Source organism: Pseudomonas sp. Z1-12 (assembly GCF_051132015.1).
Lineage (GTDB): Bacteria > Pseudomonadota > Gammaproteobacteria > Pseudomonadales > Pseudomonadaceae > Aquipseudomonas > Aquipseudomonas zanjanensis.
On the sequence record NZ_CP071647.1, the window covers coordinates 2956951 to 2983487 of the forward strand.

General features: G+C 63.1%; 23 protein-coding genes. 14 read left to right on the forward strand and 9 right to left on the reverse strand.

The genetic code is table 11. From position 1 onward, the window contains the following. Positions 1-22 precede the first annotated feature (22 nt). Positions 23-1189: an ABC transporter substrate-binding protein gene (locus J3P85_RS12530; protein ID WP_434706039.1), complete on the reverse strand. Its 1167-nt coding sequence runs from the start codon at positions 1187-1189 to the stop codon at positions 23-25. Positions 1190-1567: 378 nt separating this feature from the next. Here J3P85_RS12530 and J3P85_RS12535 point away from each other — a divergent pair, with 378 nt between their 5' ends. Both J3P85_RS12535 and J3P85_RS12540 read left to right on the forward strand, forming a co-directional pair. Further along, positions 1568-2821, forward strand: a complete 1254-nt coding sequence (locus J3P85_RS12535) for a HAMP domain-containing sensor histidine kinase (protein WP_434706040.1) — start codon at positions 1568-1570, stop codon at positions 2819-2821. After that, positions 2821-3459: a response regulator gene (locus J3P85_RS12540; protein WP_434706041.1), complete on the forward strand. Its 639-nt coding sequence runs from the start codon at positions 2821-2823 to the stop codon at positions 3457-3459. Before J3P85_RS12535 ends, J3P85_RS12540 begins: the two co-directional genes overlap by 1 nt. Before the next feature lie 179 nt (positions 3460-3638). Here J3P85_RS12540 and J3P85_RS12545 read toward each other — a convergent pair whose 3' ends face one another. Continuing rightward, positions 3639-4283 (reverse strand): pentapeptide repeat-containing protein, encoded by a 645-nt coding sequence (locus tag J3P85_RS12545; protein WP_434706042.1) that lies wholly within the window; start codon positions 4281-4283, stop codon positions 3639-3641. 146 nt (positions 4284-4429) lie between these two features. Continuing rightward, entirely contained in the window at positions 4430-6295 is a 1866-nt protein-coding gene (exaA, locus tag J3P85_RS12550; RefSeq protein ID WP_434706043.1) for a quinoprotein ethanol dehydrogenase, read from the reverse strand. 253 nt (positions 6296-6548) lie between these two features. Between exaA and pedF the strand changes: the two genes are divergently transcribed. From pedF to mqo, 10 genes are all read left to right on the forward strand, one after another. Beyond that, positions 6549-7010 (forward strand): cytochrome c-550 PedF, encoded by a 462-nt coding sequence (pedF, locus tag J3P85_RS12555; protein ID WP_434706044.1) that lies wholly within the window; start codon positions 6549-6551, stop codon positions 7008-7010. 5 nt (positions 7011-7015) lie between these two features. Further along, positions 7016-7891: a substrate-binding periplasmic protein gene (locus J3P85_RS12560; protein ID WP_434706045.1), complete on the forward strand. Its 876-nt coding sequence runs from the start codon at positions 7016-7018 to the stop codon at positions 7889-7891. Between the two features lie 10 nt (positions 7892-7901). Further along, positions 7902-8657 (forward strand): quinoprotein dehydrogenase-associated SoxYZ-like carrier, encoded by a 756-nt coding sequence (locus tag J3P85_RS12565; protein ID WP_434706046.1) that lies wholly within the window; start codon positions 7902-7904, stop codon positions 8655-8657. Positions 8658-8673: 16 nt separating this feature from the next. Further along, positions 8674-9612: a quinoprotein relay system zinc metallohydrolase 1 gene (locus J3P85_RS12570; RefSeq protein WP_434706047.1), complete on the forward strand. Its 939-nt coding sequence runs from the start codon at positions 8674-8676 to the stop codon at positions 9610-9612. Positions 9613-9894: 282 nt separating this feature from the next. Then, positions 9895-11670, forward strand: a complete 1776-nt coding sequence (locus J3P85_RS12575) for a PQQ-dependent methanol/ethanol family dehydrogenase (RefSeq protein WP_434706048.1) — start codon at positions 9895-9897, stop codon at positions 11668-11670. Between the two features lie 276 nt (positions 11671-11946). After that, positions 11947-13467: an acetaldehyde dehydrogenase ExaC gene (exaC, locus tag J3P85_RS12580; protein ID WP_186731009.1), complete on the forward strand. Its 1521-nt coding sequence runs from the start codon at positions 11947-11949 to the stop codon at positions 13465-13467. A gap of 284 nt (positions 13468-13751) precedes the next feature. Then, a complete protein-coding gene (gene pqqA, locus J3P85_RS12585) occupies positions 13752-13823 on the forward strand; it encodes a pyrroloquinoline quinone precursor peptide PqqA (RefSeq protein WP_003243383.1) in 72 nt (23 codons plus the stop codon). A gap of 132 nt (positions 13824-13955) precedes the next feature. After that, positions 13956-15113 (forward strand): alcohol dehydrogenase-like regulatory protein ErcA, encoded by a 1158-nt coding sequence (gene ercA, locus J3P85_RS12590; RefSeq protein ID WP_434706362.1) that lies wholly within the window; start codon positions 13956-13958, stop codon positions 15111-15113. Then, on the forward strand, positions 15097-16467 hold the full coding sequence (locus J3P85_RS12595; protein ID WP_411384807.1) for a hybrid sensor histidine kinase/response regulator: 1371 nt from the start codon (positions 15097-15099) through the stop codon (positions 16465-16467). Before ercA ends, J3P85_RS12595 begins: the two co-directional genes overlap by 17 nt. A gap of 515 nt (positions 16468-16982) precedes the next feature. Then, on the forward strand, positions 16983-18626 hold the full coding sequence (gene mqo / locus J3P85_RS12600) for a malate dehydrogenase (quinone) (protein ID WP_434706049.1): 1644 nt from the start codon (positions 16983-16985) through the stop codon (positions 18624-18626). Between the two features lie 251 nt (positions 18627-18877). On the opposite strand, the gene J3P85_RS12605 is transcribed toward mqo, so the two are convergent. Further along, entirely contained in the window at positions 18878-19345 is a 468-nt protein-coding gene (locus J3P85_RS12605; RefSeq protein WP_434706050.1) for an Rrf2 family transcriptional regulator, read from the reverse strand. A gap of 146 nt (positions 19346-19491) precedes the next feature. On the opposite strand from J3P85_RS12605, the gene J3P85_RS12610 reads away from it, so the two are divergent. Continuing rightward, positions 19492-20388, forward strand: a complete 897-nt coding sequence (locus J3P85_RS12610) for an NAD(P)/FAD-dependent oxidoreductase (protein ID WP_434706051.1) — start codon at positions 19492-19494, stop codon at positions 20386-20388. Positions 20389-20404: 16 nt separating this feature from the next. On the opposite strand, the gene J3P85_RS12615 is transcribed toward J3P85_RS12610, so the two are convergent. Genes J3P85_RS12615 through J3P85_RS12625 form a run of 3 tightly spaced genes read right to left on the reverse strand, consistent with a single transcriptional unit; the run spans position 20405 to position 23437 of the window. Further along, entirely contained in the window at positions 20405-21712 is a 1308-nt protein-coding gene (locus J3P85_RS12615; protein WP_434706052.1) for a CitMHS family transporter, read from the reverse strand. A gap of 52 nt (positions 21713-21764) precedes the next feature. Then, on the reverse strand, positions 21765-22088 hold the full coding sequence (locus tag J3P85_RS12620; protein WP_434706053.1) for an AtuA-related protein: 324 nt from the start codon (positions 22086-22088) through the stop codon (positions 21765-21767). Then, positions 22088-23437, reverse strand: coding sequence for an acyclic terpene utilization AtuA family protein (locus tag J3P85_RS12625; protein WP_434706054.1), 1350 nt, complete (start codon positions 23435-23437; stop codon positions 22088-22090). The genes J3P85_RS12620 and J3P85_RS12625 overlap by 1 nt, the downstream gene beginning before the upstream one ends. Before the next feature lie 101 nt (positions 23438-23538). On the opposite strand from J3P85_RS12625, the gene J3P85_RS12630 reads away from it, so the two are divergent. Beyond that, the gene (locus tag J3P85_RS12630; protein WP_434706055.1) at positions 23539-24435 is read left to right on the forward strand and encodes a LysR family transcriptional regulator; all 897 of its coding nucleotides are present in this window, start codon (positions 23539-23541) and stop codon (positions 24433-24435) included. A 254-nt stretch (positions 24436-24689) separates the two neighbouring features. On the opposite strand, the gene J3P85_RS12635 is transcribed toward J3P85_RS12630, so the two are convergent. Continuing rightward, positions 24690-25544 (reverse strand): CAP domain-containing protein, encoded by an 855-nt coding sequence (locus J3P85_RS12635; protein ID WP_411384802.1) that lies wholly within the window; start codon positions 25542-25544, stop codon positions 24690-24692. Positions 25545-25737: 193 nt separating this feature from the next. Further along, positions 25738-26511 carry an L-iditol 2-dehydrogenase gene (locus J3P85_RS12640; RefSeq protein ID WP_434706056.1) on the reverse strand — a complete coding sequence of 258 codons (774 nt, stop codon included), beginning with the start codon at positions 26509-26511 and terminating at the stop codon, positions 25738-25740. Between the last annotated feature and the right edge of the window lie 26 nt (positions 26512-26537).

Consider the following 26537-nt stretch of genomic DNA (forward strand, 5'->3'; position numbering starts at 1 on the left):
GTTTCCTTATTGTTGTTATCGATCAGGGGTAACGGCAGCTCACTTCGGGCTGGTCGTAGCCCAGGCTGTCCATTTCATTGGAAGGGTGCAGGAAGCCGTCTTGGGGCGATGTGCTGACCAGGGCCCGGGGCTGGACCAGGGGAATCGGCTGGCGCAGTTGGCCGTTCCACGGCCGGTAGCTGAGCTTGCGCCCCTTGAAACCGTCCAGCGGTAACTGATCGCTGAGGGCCAGTTGGCGGATGGCGAACGGGTCGTCCTGGCGCAGTTTGCTCACGGCGGCGGCGATGCTGCGCACGGCGATCCAGGCGGCGAAGTCGCGGTCGTTCATCCAGCGCCCGGCCAAGGCTTCGAAGCGTTTTTGCAACTGCGCCGCGCCGTAGGTTTCCACGGTCTTGTGCCAGCCGGTGGGCGTCAGCCCTTGGGTGCCGGCCACCGGGCGCGGGTACCAGGTCTGGTAGGGCAGGTATTCACCGAAGTCGCCGCGTTCGTCGGCCACCAGCACCACGTCGTACTCGGCGGTCTGGGTGAACAGCGGCATTTCGGCCTGGGCGCTGCGGCGCTGGTCGTTGTCGAACTGCCAGGCCTTCTCGGCGACGATCTTCATGCCGAAGCGCTTCATGGCCCGGCGCAAGGCAGCGGCGTAGGCCAGGTCCTCGGGCGTCTGGCCGACGACCAGCAAGGCCCGTTGCCATTTGCGCACGACGCTGAACTGCACCAGGGCATCGGCGAGCATGGCGCGGTCGGGCAGGCTGTGCAGCACGTTGCCCAGGCAGTCGCTGGTGCGCAGGCTGTCGTCGGGGCTGCCGACGTTGAACAGCAGGCTGTCGGGCAGGGCGGCGCTGAGTTGGCGCAGGCTGGCAGCCGGTGCGTTGACCACGAACAACCGCAGGCCTTGGTCGTGTTGGGTTCGGGCGGCCTGGAGCAGGGCTTCGGGCGTGTCGGCGCTGGCGTTTTCCAGGCGGTAGTCGTGCTTGAGAAAACGCCCGGTGCTGTTGCTGTCGACGATCGCCAGCTCAGCGCCGCGCAAGCCGGCATCGGCCGGTTCGGCGATGACATTGGAGAGCAGCGGGCCCGGGTCGGGGCGATAACCCAGGTAGCCGATGCGCACTTGCAACGGCGCGGCATCGCCGGCGTGAGCGGTTGTCGCTGCCAGCAGAAAAACCAGGGCGTAACTGACGAGCCGGCGCATGACATTCTCCATTGCGGGTAGCGCCAGCATAGGAAGGCCACGGCCAAGGGGAAATATGCAGAAAGTACCGCCGGGGCAGTACCAAGGTAGTAACTCACCTTGGCGGCCGGGGTTTTAGGATGCAAGGCAATCGTCATTGACCAGGAGCGGACAGACCATGCGGATTCTCAAGACCCTGCTGCTGCCGTTCCTGTTGATCCTGAGCTTGGTCGGTGTGGATCGTCCCAAAACCTGGAAACCCCCAAGCCCCCCTGTGGGAGCGAGCTTGCTCGCGATAGCGGTGGTTCAGTCGACCACGGTATTGAATGTGCCGCCGTCATCGCGAGCAAGCTCGCTCCCACAGGGGATGGGTGTCAATTCAGGGCAGGAACGCTAGCCATGTCAGCCCTCTGGCGAATCAACCTCTGGGTTTGCGCCTTCTTCGCCCTGGTCACCCTGGCCTGTGCCGTCCTGCTGCTGCACCAGGCCACGGCCGATGTGAAACGCGAACTGCAATCAGCCGAGTCGGTGGTGCATTACCTGCGCGAAACCGCCGAGCGCGACCCGGCCAGTCTCCAGCCACGGTTGACCGGCAGCCTGCGTCATGTGCGGGTCCGTTGGCTGGCTGCCGGCGAGTTGTTCCCGGTGGATGAGGACGGGGTGAAGGCCTGGCTCGGCCGCCGGCTGCTGGACGATGGCCCGGCGGCCCAGGTGGTGGATTTGCCTGACGGTCGACGGGCGTGGATTGCCGTCGATCCGCGGGACGAGATTGACGAGATCCTCGATTCGTTGGTGCAACTGTTGTACGTCTGCGCCTTGGCGTTGTTGCTCAGCCTGTTGGTGATCCGCTGGGCGGTACGGCGTGGCATGCGTTTGCTCGACGAGCTACTGCAAGCGCTGCGCCAGGTGTCTGCGGGAAACCTGCAGGTGCGCCTGGGCACCGAAGGTGTGCCGGAGGCGCAGCAACTGGCGGGGCATTTCAACCGCATGACCGCTGCCTTGGCCGAGGCCCAGGCCGATAACGCCCGGCTCACCCAGGCCTTGCTGGCGGTGCAGGAGCAGGAGCGCACTCGGTTGGCCCAGACCCTGCACGACGACCTGGGCCAATACGTGGCCGGTATTCGTGCCCGTGCCTGCCTGCTGCGGCTGGTGATGGATCAACCGCCGACGCTGGAACAGACCGTCAGCCAGCTTGAAGACCATTGCGAGCATTTGCAGCAGGGGTTCCGGGCGCTGGTGCATGACTTGTACCCGGTGGTGTTGCAGCACCTGCCGTTATGTGAGGCCATCGAGGTGTTGGCCGGGCGATGGCAGGCAACCCAGGGCATCGCCTGCCAGTTGCGGATCGATACAGCCCTGCCGCCCATGTCGGGGCCCGACAAGACCCATCTGTATCGCTTGTTGCAGGAAGCGTTGACCAACGTTGCCCGACATGCCGGTGCCACGCAGGTACGGATTCGCCTGCAACATCGCGCCGGACGCCTGCGCTTGCTGGTGCGCGACAACGGTCAGGGTGCGCCGCAACCACCGCGTGCGGGCGTGGGCCTGCACTCGATGGCCGAACGGGCACGCAGCCTTGGCGGTGAGTTGCGCGTCATCAGCCAGCCCGGTGCCGGTTGGGCGCTGGCCTTGAATATTGCCTGGGAGGCGTGATGAACATTTTGTTGGTGGATGACCATGCGGTGGTGCGGCAGGGCTATGCCAGCTTGTTGCGGGTATTGATGCCGGACCTGCAGGTCCGCGAAGCAGCCACGGGTGAAGAGGCGCTGAGCCAGGTGCAGGAGCAGGTGCCTCATCTGGTGATCATGGACTTTGGCTTGCCGGGGATCAGTGGCTTGGAAACCACCCGGCGGCTGCGCCAGCGACTGCCGCAACTGCGGGTGTTGTTCTTCAGCATGCACGACGAACTGCCGCTGGTGCGCCAGGCGCTGGATGCGGGTGCGGCGGGCTACCTGACCAAGAACTCGGCGCCCCAGGTGCTGGTGGAAGCGGTGCGGCGGGTGCTTGGGGGCCATGCCTACATCGAACAGTCCTTGGCCACGCAACTGGCCTGCGCCAGCTCGCGACAGGCTGTCGATCCACGCCTGCAATGCATGACCCAACGGGAGTTGGAGATTTTCGTCATGCTCGCCAAGGGCACCCCGGCCCGGACCATCGCCGAACAGCTGTGCATCAGCGCCAAGACCGTGTCCAACCACCTGACGCTGCTCAAGAGCAAGTTGCAGGTCAGCTCCCATGCCGAACTGGTGCATTTGGGGATCGATATGGGCGTGGTGCGGGTGGCCGGTTAATGTTTGATTTGAAATGCGATCACCTGTGGCGAGGGAGCTTGCTCCCGCTGGGGTGCGGAGCGCCCCCAAAACCCGGCACCTCGGTGTGTCAGGCTCATTGAGTTGACCCTATTGGGGGCTGCTTCGCACCCCAGCGGGAGCAAGCTCCCTCGCCACAAGGATTTGTTGATCCAGAGCCTTCACTGATCCCAGGACGTTGGGCACCCGGTACAGCCCTGCATATTCGCATCCTGGAAACTCCCATAATGCTGGCGAGAACCGCTCAAGTTGGCCTGTTCCAGGTTGCTTTCGCCGAGCTTGGTTTCTTGCAGGTTGGCGTCGCGCAGGTTGGCGCCCTTGAGGTCGGCCTTGCTCAGCCAGGCCATTTCCAGGTCCGCGGCTTGCAGATTGGCCTCGTGCAGGCGGGCCCCGGACAGGCGAGCGAATTGCAGGTAGGCCGCCGTCAGGTCGGCACGCTGGAATTGCGCGCCTTGGGCGAACAGGCCCCAACCCTGGATCGCCATGAGGTTGGCACCGCTGAAGTCCGCCAGGCGCAGGTTGCTTTGTTGCAGGCTGGCACGGGTCAGGTTGGCGCCCTGTAGCTGGGCTTTCTCAAGGTTGGCCAAGTCCAGCCGCGCGTGCCGCAGGTCGGCATCGCGCAGGTCGGCGCCGCTGAGGTTCATCTTGCGCAGGTCCTGGTTCGCCAGTTGTGCGCCGCGCAGGTTGGCGCCGGGGCATTGGCTAGATTCGGCGATGGTGCAGCCGTTGATGGCCAGTGGGGTGTCTGGGTCGTCGGCATGGGCAAAGGTGCCGATGAACAGCAGTAGCAATGGCAAAAATTTCATGACTCGAACTCGCTTTTCTGTGGGAGCGAGCTTGCTCGCGATGGCGGTGGTTCAGCCGGCATTGATGTTGACTGACACTGCGCTATCGCGAGCAAGCTCGCTCCCACAGGGGTTATGGTGTGGGTCGGGGCCCAGGTGGGTTCGGGCTATTTCTGCGCCGTCGCCTTATCCCAACTCGGGATCTTGAACACCCAGAACGACCCGCCCTGGGCCACGGGTTTGGTCAGTTCGGCCATGTCGCCGCCCCACAGCGGCACGGCGCCGCCGTAGCCGACGGTCACGCCGATGAACTGCTCGCCGTCCTGCTCCCAGGTGATGGGCGGGGAGACGATGCCGCTGCCGGTCTGGAATTTCCACAGTTCCTTGCCGGTCTTCGCGTCGAAGGCCTTGAAGAAGCCGTCGCCGGTGCCCGTGAACACCAGGTTGCCCTTGGTCGCCAGCACGCCGGCCCACAGCGGTAGCGGTTCCTTGTGTTCCCAGACCACTTTGCCGGTGGTGGGGTTCATCGCTCGCAGGCTGCCGACGTGATCGTCGTACATGCGCTTGATGCGGAAGCCCATGCCCAGGTAGGCCGAACCTTTCTTGTAGTTCACTTCCTCGGTCCAGTACTCCTCTTTCCACTGGTTGCCGGGGACGTAGAACAGGCCGGTGTCCTGGCTGTAGGCCATGGGGTTCCAGTTCTTGCCACCGAGGAAGGGCGGCGAGACTTCCACCGGTTTGCCCTTGGTTTCACCGGGCAATGGCTTGGCCGGGCGCTGGCCGGGGTTTTCCACCGGGCGGCCGGTCTTCAGGTCGATGTGGCTGGCCCAGGTGATGTTGTCGACGAAGGGGAAGGCGTTCTGCAGCTTGCCGTTGTTGCGATCCACCACGTAGAAGAAACCGTTGCGGTCGGCGTGGGCGGTGGCCTTGACCACCTTGCCGTCCTTGTCCTTGTAGTCGAACAGCACCAGCTCGTTGTTGCCGGAGAAATCCCAGGCGTCGTTGGGCGTGTGTTGGTAGAACCACTTCACCTCGCCGGTGCTTGGGTCGACGCCGACCTGGCCGGAGGTGTAGAGGCTGTCGTAATCATGGGGGTTGCCGTCCTTGGACGTGCGCGCCCAGGTGTTCCAGGGGCCGGGGTTGCCCGCGCCGACGATGATGGTGTTGGTCTCGGGATCGAAGCTGGCGCTCTGCCAAGGTGCGCCGCCGCCATGGCTCCAGGCCTCGACCTTGCCGGTCTCGGTGGTCTTGTCGTCGGGCCAGGAGGGCGCCTTGACGTCGCCGGTCGGCGTGCTGTCCTTGCCGTTGAGGCGGCCCATGTGGCCTTCGACGAACGGACGCATCCAGATTTCTTCACCCGTGTCCGGGTCGCGGGCGAACAGTTGCCCCACCACACCGAACTCGTCACCGGAACTGCCGTGGATCAGCAGGACCTTGCCGCTGGTCTTGTCCTTGATCAGCACCGGGGCGCCGGTCATGGTGTAGCCGCCGGCGTGATCGCCGAACTTCTTGTTCCACACCACCTTGCCGGTGTTTTTATCCAGGGCGACGACTCGCGCGTCCAGGGTGCCGAAGTAGATTTTGTCGCCGTAGATGGCCGCGCCGCGGTTGACCACGTCGCAGCACGGGCGAATGTTGTCCGGCAGCCGGTGGTTGTAGGTCCACAGGCGCTTGCCGGTCTTGGCGTCGAGGGCGAACACCCGCGAGTACGAACCGGTGACGTACACCACGCCGTCGCTGACGATTGCCTGGGATTCCTGGCCGCGCTGCTTCTCGTCGCCGAATGAGTAGGACCAGGCCGGGGTCAGCTTGAACACGTTCTTGTCGTTGACCTGGGCCAGCGGGCTCCAGCGCTGGGCGTTGGTGCCCATGCCGTATTGCAACACGTCCTGGGTGGTCAGGTGGTCGTTGGCGATGTCTTCCCAACTGACCCCTGGCGCTGCGGCGCTGGCCAAGGGGCTTAGCGACAGACTGCCGGCCAGCAGCAAGGCAACCGTCAGGGAGGAGAGGGCGGGTAGCGTTTTTATTGTCATGGTGGCAGTTCCCAGTGAAAGGTTTTGGCCTAACTAGGTTGGGTCGTGCCGGGGGCTGCCGATACGGAAAAAGTCCCGCCTTTGCCGGGAAGATTTCCCAAACCGCCTGTCTTTGCGACTTGCGTCGGATGGCCTGCTACCAAGGAACTAGACCCCGGCCACCAAAGCAGCATTCGGCTGGCGGCACAGGGTTCCTAAGATGACGGCACGGCCTCTGCCAAGAGGTCTTGCGTGCAATCCAGAGGGCATAACAATGACAACAAAACGCAACGCCATCATCGCTACCGCATTATGGATGGGGCTGACCGGCGCAGGCTCCGCATGGGCCCATGGCAACGTAGTGCCCCAAGCAGTGGAAACCAAGGGACTGACCCCGATCAAGGACACCAACCTGCCGTTGGACGCCGATGGGTGGGCTACCCAGAACCCGTATCGCAATGCTCCCGAGCGTGAAAAAGCCGTGGAGATCGGCGCCTCGGCCTACAACCAGAACTGCGCGGCCTGCCATGGCCTGGAGGCCAAGTCCGGCGGGATCGCCCCGGACCTGCGCATGCTCGACGCCGCCGAAGCCGGCGATGAGTGGTTCGTCGAACGCGTGCGCCACGGTGCGGTGCGCGACGGCCGGGTCTACATGCCGAAAATGGCCGACTACCTGAGCCAGGAGGCCTTGTGGGCGGTGCGCACCTACCTCGACAGCGTGCACGTCGAGGAGTGATCGCCATGCGCCTGTTCGCGTGGGTGATGTGCAGCCTCTTGCTGTTTGGCCAGGCGGTGCAGGCGCAGGTGCGCAGCTACGACCAGATGATCGCCGCCGGGGAGTTGAAGGTGGCGGTCTACAAGGATTTCGCGCCCTACAGTTTTGAAGACCAGGGCCAGCCCCGGGGTGTCGATGTTGAATTGGCGCAAGCCTTGGCCAAGGCCATGGGCGTGCGTCTGAAACTGATGTGGGCACCACCCGGCGAGAAGCTCGACGACGATCTGCGCGACTACATCTGGCGCAGCAGCCCGTTGCACGGCCGGCAACTGGCCGACCTGATGATGCGGGTGCCGTACGATCACGACTACGTGCAAAGGCGCAACGACATCGGGGAACTGGAAAACGCCCAGGTGGTGATGTTCGGTCCTTATCAGCAGGAATGCTGGCAGGTGGCGTATGACCGTCGCCGGCTGGAGTCGGTGGGCAGTGTCGCCGTGTTCCAGCAACACCCCATCGGGGTGGAGGTCGACAGTGTGCCGTCGTTCTACCTGACCTCGGTGTTCAACGGCATGCTCAGCGCCAAGACCCGCCATTACCCCAGCGTCGCCAAGGCTTTCGGGGCCATGCAGGCCGGAGAGGTCGACGCCGTCATGGCGATGCGCGGGGAAGTTGACTGGCAGGTGCATGAGGCGGCCGATCAGCAACTGGCGCTGGCGGAGAATGCCTATCCGAACATGGGCAAGCAACGCTGGGAAATCGGCATGGCGGTGCACGAAAGCAACCGTCAGTTGGCCTACGCGGTGGAAGAGGCGCTGGAAGGCTTGATCCGCGACGGCAGCCTCAAGGCGATGTATGCCCGCTATGGCCTGCGCTACGACGTACCCGAAATGTACCAATAGGAGTGCAGGGATGAACTGGCGAGCGTATGGCCTGCTGTTAGGGTGCCTGCCGTGGCTGGCGATGGCGGTCGAGCCGGGGAAGGATCCGGTGCCGTCGGTGATGTGGGCCTTTTATCACAAGCAGTTGCTGGGGGACGCGCCGTTCGTGTTCGACGACCGAGTGCGGCTGCTGGCGCCACCGTTTGCCGAAGACGCGCGCCAGGTGCCACTGGAAATCGATGCCCGGGCCTTTGCCGGCGACGTCGTACGGGTGCTGGCCTGGGCCGAGCTGAACCCCTTGCCGAAAATTGTCGATTTCCAACCCGGGGAGCGGGTGCTGCCTTGGCTGTCGGTCCGTATTCGCATCGAGCAAGCCACGCCGTTGCGCGCCGCCGTGCAAACCCGCGATGGCCTCTGGCACGTCGGTTCGACCCTGATCGATGCAGCCGGTGGCGGCTGCACCGCGCCCAGCGTGGTGCGCACCCAGCCGGGCTGGGAGGAACACTTGGGCGAGGTGCTGGGCGGCCGTTATCCGCGAGGGGATTCGAGTCGCTTGCGCCTGCAAGTCAACCATCCAATGGACAACGGCCTGGTGAGCGGCATTCCGGAGTTTTTCCTCAACCACGCGCAACTGCTGGACGCCGACGGCCAGGTGTTGGCGCGCCTGGAGCTGTTCCCGGCGGTCAGCGAAAACCCCAACCTGGGCTTCGATATCCAAGGCCCGGGACAGACCCGCCTGGTGCTGCGCGACAACAGCGGCAACGCGTTCGAGGCGGCCATTCCCTGACCAGAAGGAGCGCGCCATGCGCTGGCTGTTACTGCTCTGTCTTGGCCTGTGCCTGCCGGCATGGTCCGCCACCGATTATTCACTCAAGCCCCGGCAGATCGCCGAAGGCACCTGGCTGCTGGAAGGCAGCACCGAGAATTTTGCCAAGGCCAACGGCGGCAACATCGTCAATACGGCGTTCATCGTCACCGAGGCCGGCGTGGTGGTGATCGACACCGGGCCGTCGAAACGCTACGGCGAGGCGCTGCGCCAGGCCATTGCCGCGACCACCGACAAGCCGGTCATCCAGGTCTTGCTGACCCATCATCACCCTGACCACGTATTGGGCAACCAGGCGTTCAGCGACGTGCCTATCGGTGCCTTGGCGGGCACCACCGACCTGCTGCGACAACAGGGTGATGCGCTGGCGGAGAACATGTACCGGCTGGTGGGCGACTGGATGCGCGGCACCGAGGTGGTACTGCCAACCCAAGTGCTGGCGGCCGAGACGTTGAAGGTGGGCGATCATTCGTTGCGTCTGCTGGCATTGGCCGGGCACACCGGTGCGGACCTGGCGATCCTGGATGACACCACTGGCGTGCTGTTCGCCGGCGACCTGGTGTTCTACGAACGGGCCCTGACCACCCCCAACAGCCCCGGTCTGGAAGTCTGGCTCAAGGACCTGGACACCTTGCAGGCCTTGCCCTGGAAGCAGATCGTGCCTGGCCACGGCCCGGTCGCGAGTGACGCCCAGCCTTTCGCGCAGATGCGTGATTACCTGGGCTGGCTCGACCAACTGATGCGCGACGGTGCTACCCGGGGCGACGACATGGCCGAGATGATCCGCAGCCCTATTCCCGAGCGCTTTGCGGGGATCAGCTTGACTCGGTACGAGTTGATTCGCAGTGTCAGTCATCTTTATCCGCGTTATGAGCGGGCGGGGATGAAGCGGGTGGATACCCACGATCCTGACTGAACACATACCCCTGTGGCGAGGGAGCTTGCTCCCGCTGGGCTGCGCAGCAGCCCCCTGTCGGTCAACCTGGCTATCAATGTTGGCTGGGCTATTTTTGGGGCCGCTGCGCGCCCCAGCGGGAGCAAGCTCCCTCGCCACAGAGGCGTCCGCTTACTCCATGTGTACCAAGGAACTAGAAAACTCAACACAGCGGGCAATTGTTGGCGAGGGCCGCGAGCCCAAGAATCTGTGGCAGACCGGGAAAATTTCCCGGGTATAACAATAACCGCAGAGGTAGCCGTCATGACTCATCCCGCACGTCGCCAACCCTTCGCCGTGAGCCTGCTGCTCAGTGCCATGCTGCTGTCAGGTTCGGCCTTGGCCGCCGTGACCGATCAGGAAATTCTCCAGGACCCGAAAAACCCGCAGCAGGTCGTGACCAACGGCCTGGGGGTCCAGGGCCAGCGCTACAGCCCGCTCGACAGCCTCAATGTCAATAACATCAAGGATTTGCGCCCGGTCTGGGCGTTCTCCTTCGGTGGCGAAAAGCAGCGCGGCCAGCAGGCCCAGCCGATGATCAAGGATGGGGTGATGTACCTCACCGGTTCCTATTCGCGGGTGTTCGCGGTGGATGCGCGCACCGGCAAGAAACTGTGGCAGTACGATGCTCGCCTGCCCGATGACATCCGCCCTTGCTGCGATGTGATCAACCGCGGCGTGGCGCTGTATGGCGACCTGGTGTTCTTCGGTACCCTCGACGCCAAGCTGGTGGCCTTGAACAAGGACACCGGCAAAGTGGTGTGGAGCAAGAAGGTGGCCGACCACAAGGAAGGTTATTCCATCAGCGCCGCGCCCATGGTGGTGAATGGCAAGCTGATCACCGGTGTGGCCGGTGGCGAATTCGGCGTGGTCGGCCAGATCAGCGCCTACGATCCGAAGAATGGCGAGCTGCTGTGGACCCGCCCGACGGTGGAAGGCCACATGGGTTACGTCTACAAGGATGGCAAGGCGGTCGAGAACGGTATCTCCGGTGGCGAGGCGGGCAAGACCTGGTCGGGCGATCTTTGGAAAACCGGCGGCGCGGCGCCTTGGCTGGGCGGCTACTACGACCCGGAAACCAACCTGCTGCTGTTCGGCACCGGCAACCCGGCCCCTTGGAATTCCCACCTGCGGCCTGGCGACAACCTCTATTCGTCGTCGCGCCTGGCCCTGAACCCGGACGACGGGACCATCAAGTGGCATTTCCAGAGTACGCCCCACGACGGCTGGGACTATGACGGCGTCAATGAACTGATTTCGTTCAACTACAAGGAAGGCGGCAAGGACATCAAGGCTGCGGCAACGGCCGACCGGAACGGCTTCTTCTACGTGCTCGACCGCACCAACGGCAAATTCATCCGCGGCTTCCCGTTTGTCGACAAGATCACCTGGGCCACTGGCTTGGACAAGGACGGGCGGCCGATCTATAACGAGGCCAGCCGTCCGGGCGCACCGGGCAGCGAAGCCAAGGGCAGTTCGGTGTTCGTCGCCCCGGCCTTCCTCGGTGCGAAAAACTGGATGCCCATGGCCTACAACCAGGACACCGGCCTGTTCTACGTGCCGTCCAACGAATGGGGCATGGACATCTGGAACGAAGGCATCGCCTACAAGAAAGGCGCGGCGTTCCTTGGGGCCGGGTTCACCATCAAGCCGCTGAACGAGGATTATATCGGCGTGCTGCGGGCCATCGACCCCAAGACCGGCAAGGAAGTCTGGCGCCACAAGAACTTCGCGCCGCTGTGGGGCGGGGTCCTGACTACCAAGGGCAACCTGGTGTTCACCGGCACGCCTGAAGGGTTCCTCCAGGCGTTCAACGCCAAGACCGGGGAAAAAGTCTGGGAATTCCAGACCGGCTCCGGCGTGCTTGGCTCGCCCATCACATGGGAAATGGACGGTGAGCAATACGTCTCCGTGGTTTCCGGCTGGGGCGGTGCGGTGCCGCTGTGGGGCGGCGAGGTGGCGAAGCGCGTGAAGGACTTCAACCAGGGCGGCATGCTCTGGACCTTCAAGTTGCCGAAAGAGCTTGTCGCCAAGCGCTGAGTTGAACTCGTATTCCCTGTAAATGCAAAACCTGTGGGAGCGAGCTTGCTCGCGATGAGGCCAGTACATCTTGCATTGATGTTGACTGATCCGCCGCCATCGCGAGCAAGCTCGCTCCCACAAAAGCCCTCCGTTTATCCTCGGATCGCGGCAAAACCTACGACCAAATAACGAGAGAGCCCCCTGCCAATGACGCATTCGTCGACGGCACGGGGCTCTCTACCATCGGCCTATCGCCTGTCCCGTGACAGGCATCGACCAGGCAGAGGCCCCATCATGATCTACGCACAACCCGGAACCCCAGGCGCCGTCGTTTCCTTCAAGCCGCGCTATGGCAATTTCATCGGCGGCGAATTCGTCGCGCCGGTCAACGGTGAGTACTTCACCAACACGTCCCCGGTCAACGGCGAAGTCATTGCACAATTCCCACGCTCCAACGCCGCCGACATCGACAAGGCACTGGATGCGGCCCATGCCGCCGCCGACGCCTGGGGCAAGACCTCGGTGCAGGACCGCTCGCGGGTGCTGCTGAAAATCGCTGACCGCATCGAGCAGAACCTGGAAGTCCTCGCCGTCAGCGAGACCTGGGACAACGGCAAGGCCGTGCGCGAGACCCTCAATGCCGACGTGCCGCTGGCGGCCGACCATTTCCGTTACTTCGCTGGCTGCATTCGCGCCCAAGAGGGTGGGGCGGCCGAGATCAACGAACTGACCACCGCCTATCATTTCCACGAGCCGCTGGGCGTGGTCGGGCAGATCATCCCGTGGAATTTCCCGCTGCTGATGGCCGCCTGGAAACTCGCCCCGGCCCTGGCCGCCGGTAACTGCATCGTGCTCAAGCCAGCGGAACAGACGCCGCTGTCGATCATGGTCTTCGCGGAACTGATCGCCGACCTGCTGCCGCCCGGGGTGTTGAACATCGTCCATGGTTTCGGCCGCGAAGCCGGTGAAGCCCTGGCCACCAGCAAGCGCATCGCCAAGATTGCCTTCACCGGCTCCACCCCGGTGGGCTCGCACATCATGAAGTGCGCCGCCGAGAACATCATCCCGTCTACCGTGGAACTGGGCGGTAAGTCGCCAAACATCTTCTTCGAAGACATCATGCAAGCCGAGCCGGCCTTTATCGAAAAGGCGGCTGAAGGCCTGGTGCTGGCGTTTTTCAACCAGGGCGAAGTCTGCACCTGCCCATCTCGCGCCTTGGTGCAAGAGTCGATCTACGTGCCGTTCATGGCCGAGGTGATGAAAAAGATCGCCAAGATCAAGCGCGGCAACCCGCTGGACACCGAGACCATGGTCGGCGCCCAGGCGTCCGAGCAGCAATTCGACAAGATCCTGTCGTACCTTGACATTGCCCAGCAAGAAGGCGCCGAGCTGCTCACCGGCGGTGCTGCCGAGCGACTCGAGGGTGATCTGTCGAGCGGCTATTACATCCAGCCGACGCTGCTCAAGGGCCACAACAAAATGCGCGTGTTCCAGGAGGAAATCTTCGGTCCGGTGGTGGGCGTGACTACCTTCAAGGACGAAGCCGAAGCCCTGGCCATCGCCAACGACACCGAATTCGGCCTCGGCGCCGGCCTGTGGACCCGCGACATCAACCGCGCCTACCGCATGGGCCGGGCGATCAAGGCCGGTCGCGTGTGGACCAACTGCTACCACCTGTACCCGGCCCATGCCGCGTTCGGTGGCTACAAGAAGTCCGGCGTGGGTCGTGAAACCCACAAGATGATGCTCGACCACTACCAGCAGACCAAGAACCTGCTGGTGAGCTACGACATCAATCCGCTGGGCTTCTTCTAACCCTGGGAGATAACAAGGCAGTTGCAGTGACCCTGTGGCGAGGGAGCTTGCTCCCGCTGGGCCGCGAAGCGGCCCTTTCCTTGATGCACATATTGATTGTGTGGCTGCTGTTTTTGGGGCTGCTGCGCAGCCCAGCGGGAGCAAGCTCCCTCGCCACAAGTGCTCGCTGCTCCAGTAGTACCAACGCACCCCACCCACCGCTTCGAAAGTAGCATTCGAGCCCCAAGCGTGGCGTGCATTAATGACCTTGCCGGAATCGCCCGGTACAAGAAGAGGAAAGACCCATGTGGACTAAACCCGCGTACACCGACCTGCGTATCGGCTTTGAAGTGACGATGTACTTCGCCAACCGATGAGTGCCGGCCCGGCCTGGGGCGTTCAGGCCGGGCTACCCCATTGGTCTGATTGCAATCACGGTGGGATGCTTTAGGCTCAAGGTATCCCAGACAATAACAACAGGCTTACCGATGAGCCACGTCACTGAAAAGATGAGCCTCAGCCCGCTGCGCAAGTTCGTTTCCCCTGAAATCATGTTCGGTGCCGGTTGTCGGCACAATGTCGGCAACTACGCCAAGACCTTCGGCGCACGCAAAGTGCTGATCGTCACCGACCCCGGGGTCATCGCCGCCGGTTGGGTGGCGGACGTCGAAGCCAGCCTCCAGGCCCAGGGTATCGATTACTGCATCTACAGCGCGGTCTCGCCCAATCCCCGGGTCGAGGAAGTGATGCTCGGTGCTGACCTGTACCGGGAAAACCATTGCGATGTCATCGTTGCGGTGGGCGGTGGCAGCCCGATGGATTGCGGCAAAGGCATCGGCATTGTCGTCGCCCACGGCCGCAACATCCTCCAGTTCGAAGGCGTCGATACCCTGCACGTGCCCAGCCCGCCACTGATCTTGATTCCCACCACGGCGGGGACGTCGGCGGACGTGTCGCAGTTCGTGATCATCTCCAACCAGCAAGAACGCATGAAGTTTTCCATCGTCAGCAAGGCGGCGGTGCCGGACGTGTCGTTGATCGACCCGGAAACCACCCTGAGCATGGACCCGTTCCTGTCCGCCTGTACCGGCATCGACGCCCTGGTGCATGCCATCGAGGCCTTCGTGTCCACCGGCCACGGCCCGTTGACCGACCCCCATGCACTGGAAGCCATGCGCCTGATCAACAACAACCTGGTGCAGATGATCGCCAACCCGGCAGACGTCGCCCTGCGGGAAAAAATCATGCTGGGCAGCATGCAGGCCGGGTTGGCGTTCTCCAACGCGATCCTCGGGGCGGTGCATGCGATGTCCCACAGCCTGGGCGGTTTCCTCGATTTGCCCCATGGCTTGTGCAACGCGGTATTGGTGGAGCATGTGGTGGCGTTCAACTACAACTCGGCACCGGAGCGTTTCAAGGTGATTGCCGAGACCCTGGGCATCGATTGCCGGGGGCTCAACCACCGGCAGATCCGCGGCCGGCTGGTGGAGCACCTGATTGCCCTCAAGCGCACCATCGGTTTCCACGAGACCCTGGGCCTGCACGGTGTCAGCACGTCGGACATTCCGTTCCTGTCGCAACATGCGATGCACGACCCGTGCATCCTCACCAATCCTCGGGAGTCGAGCCAGCGGGATGTCGAGGTCGTCTATGGCGAAGCCCTCTGACGAGCAGCAAAAAGCCCTGGCCGGGCTGCTGGGGCTGGGCAATCACTCGACGCGCAAGAGTCACTACCCGGAGCTGACGGCCCGTCTCGATGAGCTGGAACAGGCCCGCCGACACCTGCAACAACTCAATGACCAACTCGAGCAACGGGTGGCCGAGCGCACCGATGCGTTGCTGGAAGCCAACCACAACCTGCAGCAGCAGATTGCCCAGCGCGAGCAGATAGAGCAGCAATTGCGCGATGCCCGGGATGTCGCCCAGGCCGCCAACCGCAGCAAGGACAAGTACCTGGCCGCCGCCAGCCATGATCTGTTGCAGCCCCTCAACGCGGCCCGCCTGCTGATCGCCACCTTGCGTGAACGCCAGTTGCCTGCCGCCGAGCACGTGCTGGTGGAACGCACTCATCAAGCGCTCGAAGGCGCCGAAGACCTGCTCACTGACCTGCTGGACATTTCCCGGCTCGACCAGGCCGCCGTCAAGCCCGACCTGGCGCCGTATCGGCTGGATGAGTTGCTGGGGCCGCTGGTGTCGGAGTTTCAATCGGTGGCCGGTGCCGCCGGGTTGGAGCTGCGGGTGCGGTTTGGCGACGAAGCGGTGCTGACCGACCTGCGATTGATCAGCCGTATCCTGCGCAACCTGCTGAGCAATGCCTGCCGCTACACCAACCAGGGCGGCATTCTCCTGGCGGCCAGACGTCGGGGAGGGCGCCTGAGCCTGGAAGTCTGGGACACGGGGCGGGGCATTGCGGCCGATTGCCTGGAGTCGATTTTCCTTGAGTTCAACCAACTGGACGTCGGCCGGGCGGCGGATCGCAAAGGCGTGGGCCTGGGGTTGGCGATCGTCGAACGCATCGCTCATATCCTCGGTTACCGGGTACAGGTGCGTTCGCGGCCGGGGCGGGGCTCGGTGTTCAGCATCGAGGTGCCGCTGTCCAGTGAAAAACCGCAACCCGTGTCCCAGGCCCCGGCCCAGGCGGTCGTCGGCAACCCACTGCCGGGGCGGCGTTTGTTGGTGATCGACAACGAACTGAGCATCCTGCAAAGCATGGCAGCGCTGTTGGGGCAATGGGGTTGCGAGGTGTTGACCGCCACCGACGAGGCGGGCGCCCTTGACGTGCTGCAAAACCGCGCGCCGGAGTTGATCCTGGCGGATTTTCACCTGGATCATGGGGTCGTCGGCTGTGAAGTGGTCAAGCACCTGCGCGAGCATTTTCACCAGGCAATCCCGGCGGTCATCATCACCGCCGACCGCAGCGACCAGTGCCGCCGCGCCCTGCGCAAGCTGGATGCTCCGCTGCTCAACAAACCGGTCAAGCCTGGCAAGTTGCGGGCGGTGTTGAGTCAGATCCTCGGTTAGCGCCCAAACCTGCAGACCCCGCCCATCCCTGTGGAGCGAGCTTGCTCGCGATTAGAGGCCGATCAATCAACATCAATCTTGAATGTCCCGGCCTCATCGCGAGCAAGCTCGCTCCCACAGGAGGTCTGCATCGGGCCAAAGAGGCTTGAATCCAGGCTCACTGTCGATCAAGGCCATTAAAATGCCGTCATTTGGTCGGCGTTTTTGCCAAGAATGTAAAAATGCGCTTCGGTCTGTTTATTTCCTTATGTAAACTCCCCCCGCTGCGACAATCGGGCACGGCCACGCCAGGCCCGATGAACACCGTTTGCAGCGTCCCTCACCCAGCTGAAGCCAAGACCTACAAGAAGTCAGCGCCGGAGAGACATAAACGAGAGGCCGACAAATATGCTCGGCCCTGTAGGTCCATCCTCCAGTCCGTCTCGATCCATCCCCCAGCATTTGCTGGCCGTGGATGTGATCTATCCTTGATCAGGACCGGTGGACGGAATGGCGTTCATCCTAGGGATACACACATGTTGAAGAAAACACACACGGCGCTACTGGGCCTGGCGATGGCGATGGGTCTTGCGACCACGCACGCCGCCGAGCCAAAAAAAGTGGATGTCTTGCTCATTGGTGGGGGCATCATGAGCTCGACTCTCGGCGTCTGGCTCAATGAGCTGGAGCCGGGCTGGACCATGGAAATGGTCGAGCGCCTGGACGGTGTTGCCGAAGAGAGTTCCAACGGTTGGAACAATGCCGGTACGGGTCACTCTGCACTGGCCGAGCTGAACTACACGCCGGAAGACAAGAACGGCAAGGTCGAGATCGTCAAGGCCATCGAGATCAACGAAGCGTTCCAGATCTCCCGTCAGTTCTGGTCCTGGCAGGTCAAGAACGGTGTGCTGAAGAACCCGCGCTCGTTCATTAACTCCACGCCGCACATGAGCTTCGTCTGGGGTGATGACAACATCGCGTTCCTGAAGAAGCGCTACGAAGCGCTCCAGGCCAGCCCGTTGTTCGCCGGCATGCAGTATTCCGAAGACCCTGCGCAGATCAGCAAGTGGGTTCCGCTGATGATGCAAGGGCGTGACCCGAGCCAGAAAGTCGCGGCCACCTGGAGCCCGTTGGGTACTGACGTGAACTTCGGCGAAATCACCCGCCAATTCGCGACTTACCTGCAAACCAAGCCGAACTTCTCCCTCAAGCTGTCCAGCGAAGTGGAAGAAATCACCCGCAACGAAGATGGCACCTGGCGCGTTTCGTACACGAACCTGAAAGACGGTACCGAAACCGAGACCGACGCCAAGTTCGTGTTCATCGGCGCTGGCGGCGGTGCGTTGCACCTGCTGCAGAAGTCCGACATCCCGGAAGCGCGTGAATACGCCGGTTTCCCGGTAGGTGGTTCGTTCCTGGTCACCGAAAACCCGACCGTCGCCCAGTTGCACCTGGCGAAGGCGTATGGCAAGGCTTCGGTGGGCGCACCGCCGATGTCGGTTCCGCACTTGGACACCCGTGTGCTCGACGGCAAGCGCGTGATCCTGTTTGGCCCGTTCGCAACGTTCTCCACCAAGTTCCTGAAGAACGGTTCGTACTTCGACCTGCTGACCAGCACCACCAGTCACAACGTGTGGCCGATGACCAAGGTCGGTATCGAACAGTACCCACTGGTCGAATACCTGGCCGGCCAGCTGATGCTGTCGGACGAAGACCGCTTCAACGCGCTGAAAGAGTACTTCCCGGACGCCAAGCAGGAAGACTGGCGCCTGTGGCAGGCGGGCCAGCGCGTGCAGATCATCAAGCGTGACGAAGAGAAGGGCGGCGTGCTGAAACTCGGCACCGAAGTGGTTGCCTCCCAGGACGGCAGCATCGCCGGCCTGCTGGGTGCCTCGCCAGGCGCCTCGACTGCCGCACCGATCATGCTGAACGTGCTTGAGAAGGTCTTCAAGGACAAGGTCGCCAGCCCGGCCTGGCAGGAAAAACTGCGCCAGATCGTGCCAAGCTACGGCACCAAGCTCAACGATAGTCCTGAGCGCGTAGCCCAGGAATGGGCGTACACCAGCGAGGTCCTGCAACTGGACACACCGCCGGTGATCGGCAAGCCTGGCATTACCGTGGCACCGGCCAAGCCGGGCGCTGCCCCGCAAGCCAATCCAGCGGCCGACATGGCGCTGTAAGCCGGACGCTGTCTGAAGTAGTACAAGAAACGCCGCTCAAATGAGCGGCGTTTTTATTGGGCGCTCGGTTAACCCCTGTGGGAGCGGGCTTGCTCGCGAATGCGGTTTATCTGAATGATGATGTTGGATGTGCTGCCGCTATCGCGAGCAAGCTCGCTCCCACAAGGGATTCGCGGCGAATGGACGGCTTGTGGTCAAGGCTGAACCCTGTGGGAGCGAGCTTGCTCGCGATAGCGGCGGGCCTGTCAACATCAGTGCCCCATCTGCGAAGGGTCAGCCCCATCCTCTGCGCACACCTGTCGAAACCGCGCGTCAAAATCCTCCGCCAACTGCGCCAGGGTAATTGCTCCCAAACGCTTGAGCAGCAACGCCTGGGCCTCATCGAACGCATCCGTCAGCGCGCCATTCACCGCCTGTTCCACCAGGCATTGCGGATGATCGGTGGACAGGCCAATGGCGAAGATCGACGTGCTGCCCAAGGCTTGGTGGATGTCCAGCAAGGTCATCTCCGACAGCGGCTTGCTCAAGGTCCAGCCGCCACGATGGCCTTTTTCCGACGTGACATACCCCCGTTCCTTGAGCAGCGCCATGGTCCGGCGCACCACCACCGGGTTGGTGCCCAGCATCTGCGCGAGGGTGTCGGACGTGGCCGATTGTTGGTGACGGTCCATGTGGATCAATACGTGGAGCATGCGGGACAGGCGGGTGTCGGTTCTCATGAGCGTTGCAGCGTTCCGTGGCGAAGACCGGCCTGAGTATCGCCTGTAATCGCAAAAGTTACGAGATCGTTGACAGGCGCTTTTCAAGGAACTTACGATGTGTCGAGAGTTTATCAATTCCGCCAGACCACCCCAGGAGATTGATCATGCACTACGACGTCATCATTGCGGGCGGCAGCTACGCCGGTATGTCCGCAGCCCTGCAACTGGCCCGTGCCCGCCGCAAAGTGCTGGTCATCGATGCCGGCCAGCGGCGCAACCGGTACGCGGCCAGCGCCCATGGTTTTCTCGGACAGGATGGCCGCGCCCCCGGAGACATTGCCGATGATGCCCGCCGCCAGCTGTTGGCCTACCCGACGGTGGAGTGGGTATCGGGTACCGCGAGCAAGGCCAGCCAGGAGGCGGGCGGCTTCATCGTCGAGACCCATGACGGGCAACGCTACAGCACCCAGCGCCTGTTGTTGGCCACCGGGGTCATCGATGAGTTGCCCGACGTGGAAGGGCTGGCGCAGCGCTGGGGCAAAAGCGTCTTCCATTGCCCGTATTGCCACGGCTATGAATTGGAACAAGGTCCCATCGGGGTGTTGGCGACCTCGCCGATGTCGCTCCACCATGCCTTGATGCTGCCCGACTGGGGCCCGACGACGTTCTTCACCAATGGCGTGTTCGAGCCCGACCTTGAGCAACAGGACAGCCTGGCCCGACGCGGCGTAACCCTGGTGCCGGAGCGTGTCGAACGTATTGAAGGCGACCGGGCCGACGTGGTGCTGGCGGACGGACGGGTGATCGCCATTGACGGCTTGTTTGTCTTGCCGCGCATCCAGGTGGCCGGTTCACTCGCGGCGTCCTTGGGCTGTGTTTTTGAAGACGGCCCGCTCGGGGCGTTCATCCAGGCCGACCCGATGACGCGTGCAACCAGCGTCCCGGGTGTTTTTGTCTGTGGCGATGCGGCGATGCCGTTCGGCTCGGTCGCGTTGGCGGTCGGCGATGGGGTGAGGGCGGGCTCCGGGGTGCATCGTTCGCTGATCTTCGATGCGCATTGAAGCCCGCCCTTGAGCGTTATACCTGTACCGCGCCGGTTGCCACGGCAAAGGCAAGCATCACCAGACTGACGCCCCAGGCCCAGAAGAACGTATAGGTGATGTGCTTGCGCAGCTCCACCCCGGACAACGCCAGCGCTAGATAGACGCTGGGCACCACCGGGCTGATGGAAAAGCCGGTGTTCTCCCCGATCAGCATGGCCCGGGCCACGGCTTCGAGAGGAACACCCGCGGCGGCGGCCACGTCCTTGATCACCGGAAGCAGGGCGAAATAATAGGCGTCCGGTGAAAAGATCATGCCCAGGGGCACGCCGAAGAAACCGACGATCACGTGCAGGTATTGGGCGGATCCCGCCGGCAGGATATCGATCAGTGCCAAGGCCATGCCGTCGGACATCTTCGCGCCGGAGAGCACGCCCAACAGGACGGCAGCGGCCATCATCACCAGGACCATTTGCAGCGCGTCGGCGGCATGGGCCTTGAGGCGTTCGGCCTGGGCGTCCAGGGACGGGAAGTTCAAGGGCAGGGCGATGCCCAGGCCCACCATGAAACAGGCGTACAGGGGGAAAATACCGGTGAACAGGCACACCAGGATCCCAGCGGTCAGCGCCACGTTCAGCCAGTAGCGCAGCTCCCGGGGCGAGAGGCTGAATTCCCGGTCCTGAGGTTGCAGGCCGTCGAGGTCGCACGTCGCCGCCGCCCCGAGGGACATCGGTTGGCGACGCTGGGCGCGCAGGCCCAATACGGTCGCGACCAGCAGCATGCACGCCAGGCCCACCATCTGCACCGGCAGCAAGCCTAGCCACAACTGCGTGGCATCCAGCCCCGACACCGCGGCGGCCCGTGCGGTCGTGCCGCCCCAAGGAACCATGTTAATGACACCGGCGGTAGTGCCGACCAGGCACAACAGCATCGCTGGGCTCATGTTCAGGCGTTTGTACAAGGGCAGCAGGGCCGGAATGGTCAGCAAGAACGTGGCGGCGCCGACGCCGTCGAGATGAACCACCGACGTCACCAATACCGTTACCAACGCCACGGCCAACGGCTTGCCGCCCGTGCTGCGGATCAGCAGATTGACCAACGGATCGAACAGTCCGCGGTCACGCATGATGCCGAAAAACAGGATGGCGAACAGAAACAGTGCGGCGGTCGGGGCCACTGTAATCAGGCCGGACTTGATGAACTCGCCGATCTGTCCGAGATTGAAACCGGCCAGCAGGCAAACGACCACGGGAAGGGTGGTGAACGCCACAACCGGACTGATCCTGCGCAGCAATATCAAGCCGATGATGGCGAACATCATCAGGAAACCCAGGGTTGTAATCATGTTGCAGCCTCTCTTTTTATTGTTGTCGGATGGTGCGCGGGCGGTGGCTCGGTCAGCCTTGCGGGCCTGGCAAACGCAAGGCCAGCAGCAGGTAACTCAGGCTTTTCCCGTGGCGGTCAAGACCGCAACTGCGGTTCACTCCACCCTCCAGGGCGTCCTCAAGTACGAAATTCAATGCGTTCAGGTTCGGCAGCTCATAGCGATGCACCTTGGTGGGCTGGCGCGTCGCGAATTGCTCGGCCACCCGGGCGCAGGTCAGTTCCCGTAGCAGCCAGGGGTAGTGGGCAGGATCGTTGGGAAACAGTGCGATGCTGAGAATGTTGCCTTTGTCGCCAGCACGGGCATGGGCATAGTCAGCGAGGGTGACCAGGTTCATCAATACCACTCCAGGGTTGTGTGGATTTCATTTCGCGGCAGCAGGAAGCTGCGAGTGGTGACGGTCTCGGCGAGGTGCCGGCGCACGCCACCGCCGCCCGCGGGCCCGTTGGTATAGAGCGACTCAACCTCTGCCAGCAGCGCTTCCACCAGCAATCGGTCGGTGTGGGTCAAGCCGATGCGCACGCGCACATCCTCCAGGGAGGGCGCCTGGGCCAGTTGCTTTTGCAGATAACGACCGCCCTGGTCGTTGAAAAGGCTGGCAACTCCGGACAGGTCGATCCAGGGCTGTATTCCCGGTGCCAATTGGTCAAAACGTTGCAGCAGGATCTCCCGCGCCAGTGCGGCACGCGCCACGGCACCGGGGCCTGCGTAGGAGATTTCCGCCTCGCCGAACCACAGGCCGCGCACCCCCGCCAAGCCCTTGAGCGTGTAGGGACGCGGATGGCCAAGCAGGCCGCTGATCTCGACACGGTCCTCGCCCAGATCCTCTACGCGAGCCTGGCCCAGGTCCAGCACCACGTCCGGCGTGAGATAGCGTCGAGGGTCATGTACTTCGTAGAGGAGTTGTTCCTTGACGGTCTGTTCGCTGACCCGGCCACCGCTTTTGCGAGTCTTGCCGATGATCAGGCGGCCGTCCTGATGAACCTCGGCTATCGGACAACCGAGATTGGCCGGGTCCGGAATGTCCTTCACCCCAGGATGGGCAAAGTAGCCGCCAGTGACCTGGGTGCAACATTCCAGCAGATGCCCGGCCGTGGTGGCGACGGCCATTTTCTGCCAATCGTCAGCCGCCCAACCCAGCCCATGGCGGATCGCCCCCACCGCCAGCGACGGATCCGCGACCCGGCCACACAGCACGATCCCGGCGCCCTCGGCCAACGCTTGGGCAATACCGTCGGCCCCGGTGTAGACGTTCACCGAAACGGGGTGCTCCAAGGGGGCCGATGACAACCATCGTTCGTAGCGGGGAGGCGTTTCTTCCAACAGGTCATCGCCCAGTACACAGGCGATTTTCAGCTCAGGGAAGCGACCCGCCAACCCGTGTCGCAGCCGTCGCGCGGCCGCCCGGGGATTGGCGGCGCCGCCGTTGGTGATGATCGGGATGCCGGCCTCGATGCACAGGTCGAGCATGGGTTCGAGGAAATCGAACAGGCGGGCGGAGTAGCCTGTCTCTGGATCAAGTCGTTTGCGTAGCTGGGCCTCGGCCAGGGTCCGCTCAGCCAGTAGCTCCAGCATGATGTAGCGCTGGCCGCTGCGTTGCGCCAGGTCCCGGGCCAGGCGCAGGGCGGCGTCGGGTCGATCATTGGCGAAACCGGCGCCACACCCGACGAGAATTGTTTTTGTCATGTCCGAGTTCCACTGAAGGGTGGCTCCATAGTGGAGGGACTGGATTATTCTGTGAATTTTAAAGATAGAATCAATTGATTCAGTAATTTTATGAGTGGGTCATGAACGTTTCTTTTCGTCAGCTTCGTGCCTTCATCCTGATCGCCGAGACGTCGAGCTTTACCCGCACGGCAGAACAACTGCACCTGTCCCAACCGGCGTTGAGCTACAGCATTCGCAAATTGGAAGAGAGCATGGGCTTGCAACTGCTCGCGCGTAACACCCGCAGCGTCGAACTGACGCCCGCCGGTGAGCACTTCTTGCCCCAGGCCCGGCGCATGCTCCGGGACATGGACGATGCCGTACGCGATGCTCGTGACACCCTCAACCTGAGCCGGGGTACGCTCCGGCTGGCGGCCCTGCCTACCGCCGCCGCATCGTTCCTGCCGATCGCCATTGCTGCTTTCCAGCGTGAGAACCCGGGCGTGACGGTGAGCTTGCTGGATGGCCGCGCGGGGGAAATCATGGGCTGGGTGCAGCGAGGCGAGGTGGACGCCGGCATCAGTTCGCTGCCTGACGATCTTTCCGGATTGAGTTTCGAGCGACTGCTGGATGACAACCTTGTGCTATTGAGCCACAAGGATCACCTGCGCGAAGGCCTGGACGACTGGAAGCGCCAGCCCTACATCGCGCTTACGCCCGACACCAGCATCCGTCCCCTGGCTGACGCTGCGTTGCGCTATCTGAACGTCGATGCGGTTCCGGCCTGGGAGGTCGCGCACATGAGCACCGCCACGGCGTTGGTGCGCGAAGGATTGGGATTCTCCCTGCTGCCGGCCAGTTGCACGGCCGTGTTCAATATTGGCGAGCAGTGCATGGTCACTGCCATCGACCAGCCGGCGAAACGCTCGATCGGCCTGTTGCAGCGCAAGCCGGTGGCCCCATCACCCTCGTTGAGCCAGTTCATGGGGCATGTGCGGCAGGTGCTGCGGCAGGATGAGGTCAGCCATGGGCGCTGAGGTTGTTCGGGCACTGGCTATCGCGAGCAAGCTCGCTCCCACAGGGGGAGGGGCGTTGGACACATTATTCATGAACACCACCAATCCCCTGTGGGAGCGAGCCTGCTCGCGAAAACGGTGGTTCAGACTGCATCGATGTTGAATATGCCGCCGCTTCGCGAGCAGGCTCGCTCCCACACTGGCTGGCGGTGGGACTTGATTGCATGGCCGCCAAAAATCCCCCTGTGGGAGCGAGCTTGCTCGCGATGGCTCCGCTACTGCGGCGTGCCAAACATCGCCGTCCAATAGATCCCCGCATCGCTTTTCGGATCGGTCGCATACCCGGCGCCCAATTCGCGGAACTGCGGGTTCATCAGGTTGGCGCAGTGCCCTGGGCTCGCCAACCAGCCATCCACCACCTTGAGCGCGGTGTCTTGGCCGGCGGCAATGTTCTCGCCGATCAATTGGCCCAGGTAGCCCGCCAGTTCGGCGCGGTCGCCCGGCGTGCGATTGTCCCGGTCCTTGTGGTCGAAGAAGTTGTTGTTGGCCATGGCCCGGGTGTGCGTGACGGCGGCCAGGGCCAGGGTGGCGTTCCAGGCCAGCGGCGTTGTAGCGGCGAAGGCTTCGGTGCCGCAGCGACGCGGCTGGGCGCGGGCGCTGTTGATCAGCTTCAGCAGTTTCTGGCCCTCCGCTTGCCAATCACCCAGGCGCGCCGACAGCAACGGGCGCGCCAGCACGATGCGCCATTCGCGATCCAGGCGGCTGACGCCGATGTCGACGAACTGTGGGTCGAGCACCACCTGGCAGAAGCTTTCCTGCACGGCTTTCATGGCCGATTGCGCATCGCGCGGCCCGGACAGGCTGATGGCTTGTACGTTGACCATGGGATAGGCCGCCCGCGCCAGCGCCTGTTGCAGGTCGCCGATGCCATTGGCCGACAGGATCAGCCGGGAGTCCATCGCCAGCGGGGGCAGCTCCAACGAGGCCTGGCCGGCACAGCTTTGGGATTGGCTGCGGTAAAGGTTGATGGACTCGACCAGTTGCGTCTCTTCGGTGGCCGTGGCGCTGGTGGTGAACGCCAGGCCCAGCGACAGCACGACAAGACCCATGACGGATGAAATGGCACGCATGTAAATCTCCCTTGAGCGGACGGCGCCTATGATGCGCAATTTTTGCCCCGCCGGGGCAACGGTATTCACGCTCTCTTGAAATCCTTGGAACGGTACCGTTGGGCACCGTTCGGGACAATCCTCAAGTAGTGGGATCAGTTTTCAAGCGAATAAGTCCATTTCCGTCGTTTCAAGGCCATAAAAACCTCGATTATCAGCTCATCCAGTTACCCCCATCGACGTTATACGTCTGTGCCACCACGTATTCGCTCTCCGCCGAGGCCAGGAAAATCGCCATTCCAGCGAGATCTTCCGCAGTGCCCATCCGGCCATAGGGTACTTGCTCCGCAACCCGGCGCTTCTTTTCCCCCAGCGGCAGGTTTTCGTGACGGGCGAACAGCGCGTCCACGCCATCCCAATGCTCGCCATCCACCACGCCGGGGGCGATGGCGTTGACGTTGATCCGGTGCTTGATCAGGTCCAGCCCGGCGGACTGGGTCAGGCTGATCACCGCGGCCTTGGTGGCGCAATAGACCGCCACCAGGGGCTCGCCACGCCGACCGGCCTGGCTGGCCATGTTGATGATCCGGCCGCCATGGCCCTGGCGGATCATCTGCCGCGCCGCCGCCTGCAGCGTGAACAGCGTGCCGGCGACGTTGATGGAAAACAGTCGCTCGTAGCTTTGGCGGGTGATGTCGACGATGGGCGCCAGGTCGAACAGCGCGGCGTTGTTGATCAGGATATCCAGCTTGCCCGCCCGGGCCACCACGGCCTCGATGGCCTGGTCGATCGACGCCTGGTCCGTCACGTCCATTTTGACGGCGTAGGCGCAGTCGCCCAGCTCGGCGGCGGTGGCCTGGGCTCGGTCAAGGTCGATATCAGCGATCGCCACGGTGGCGCCTTCGTTGATATAGGCCTGGGCGAATGCCTTGCCGATACCACGGGCGGCGCCGGTCACCAGGGCACTTTTTCCTTCGAGTCGTTTCATGGGGTTTTCCTGTCAGTCTAGGGAGT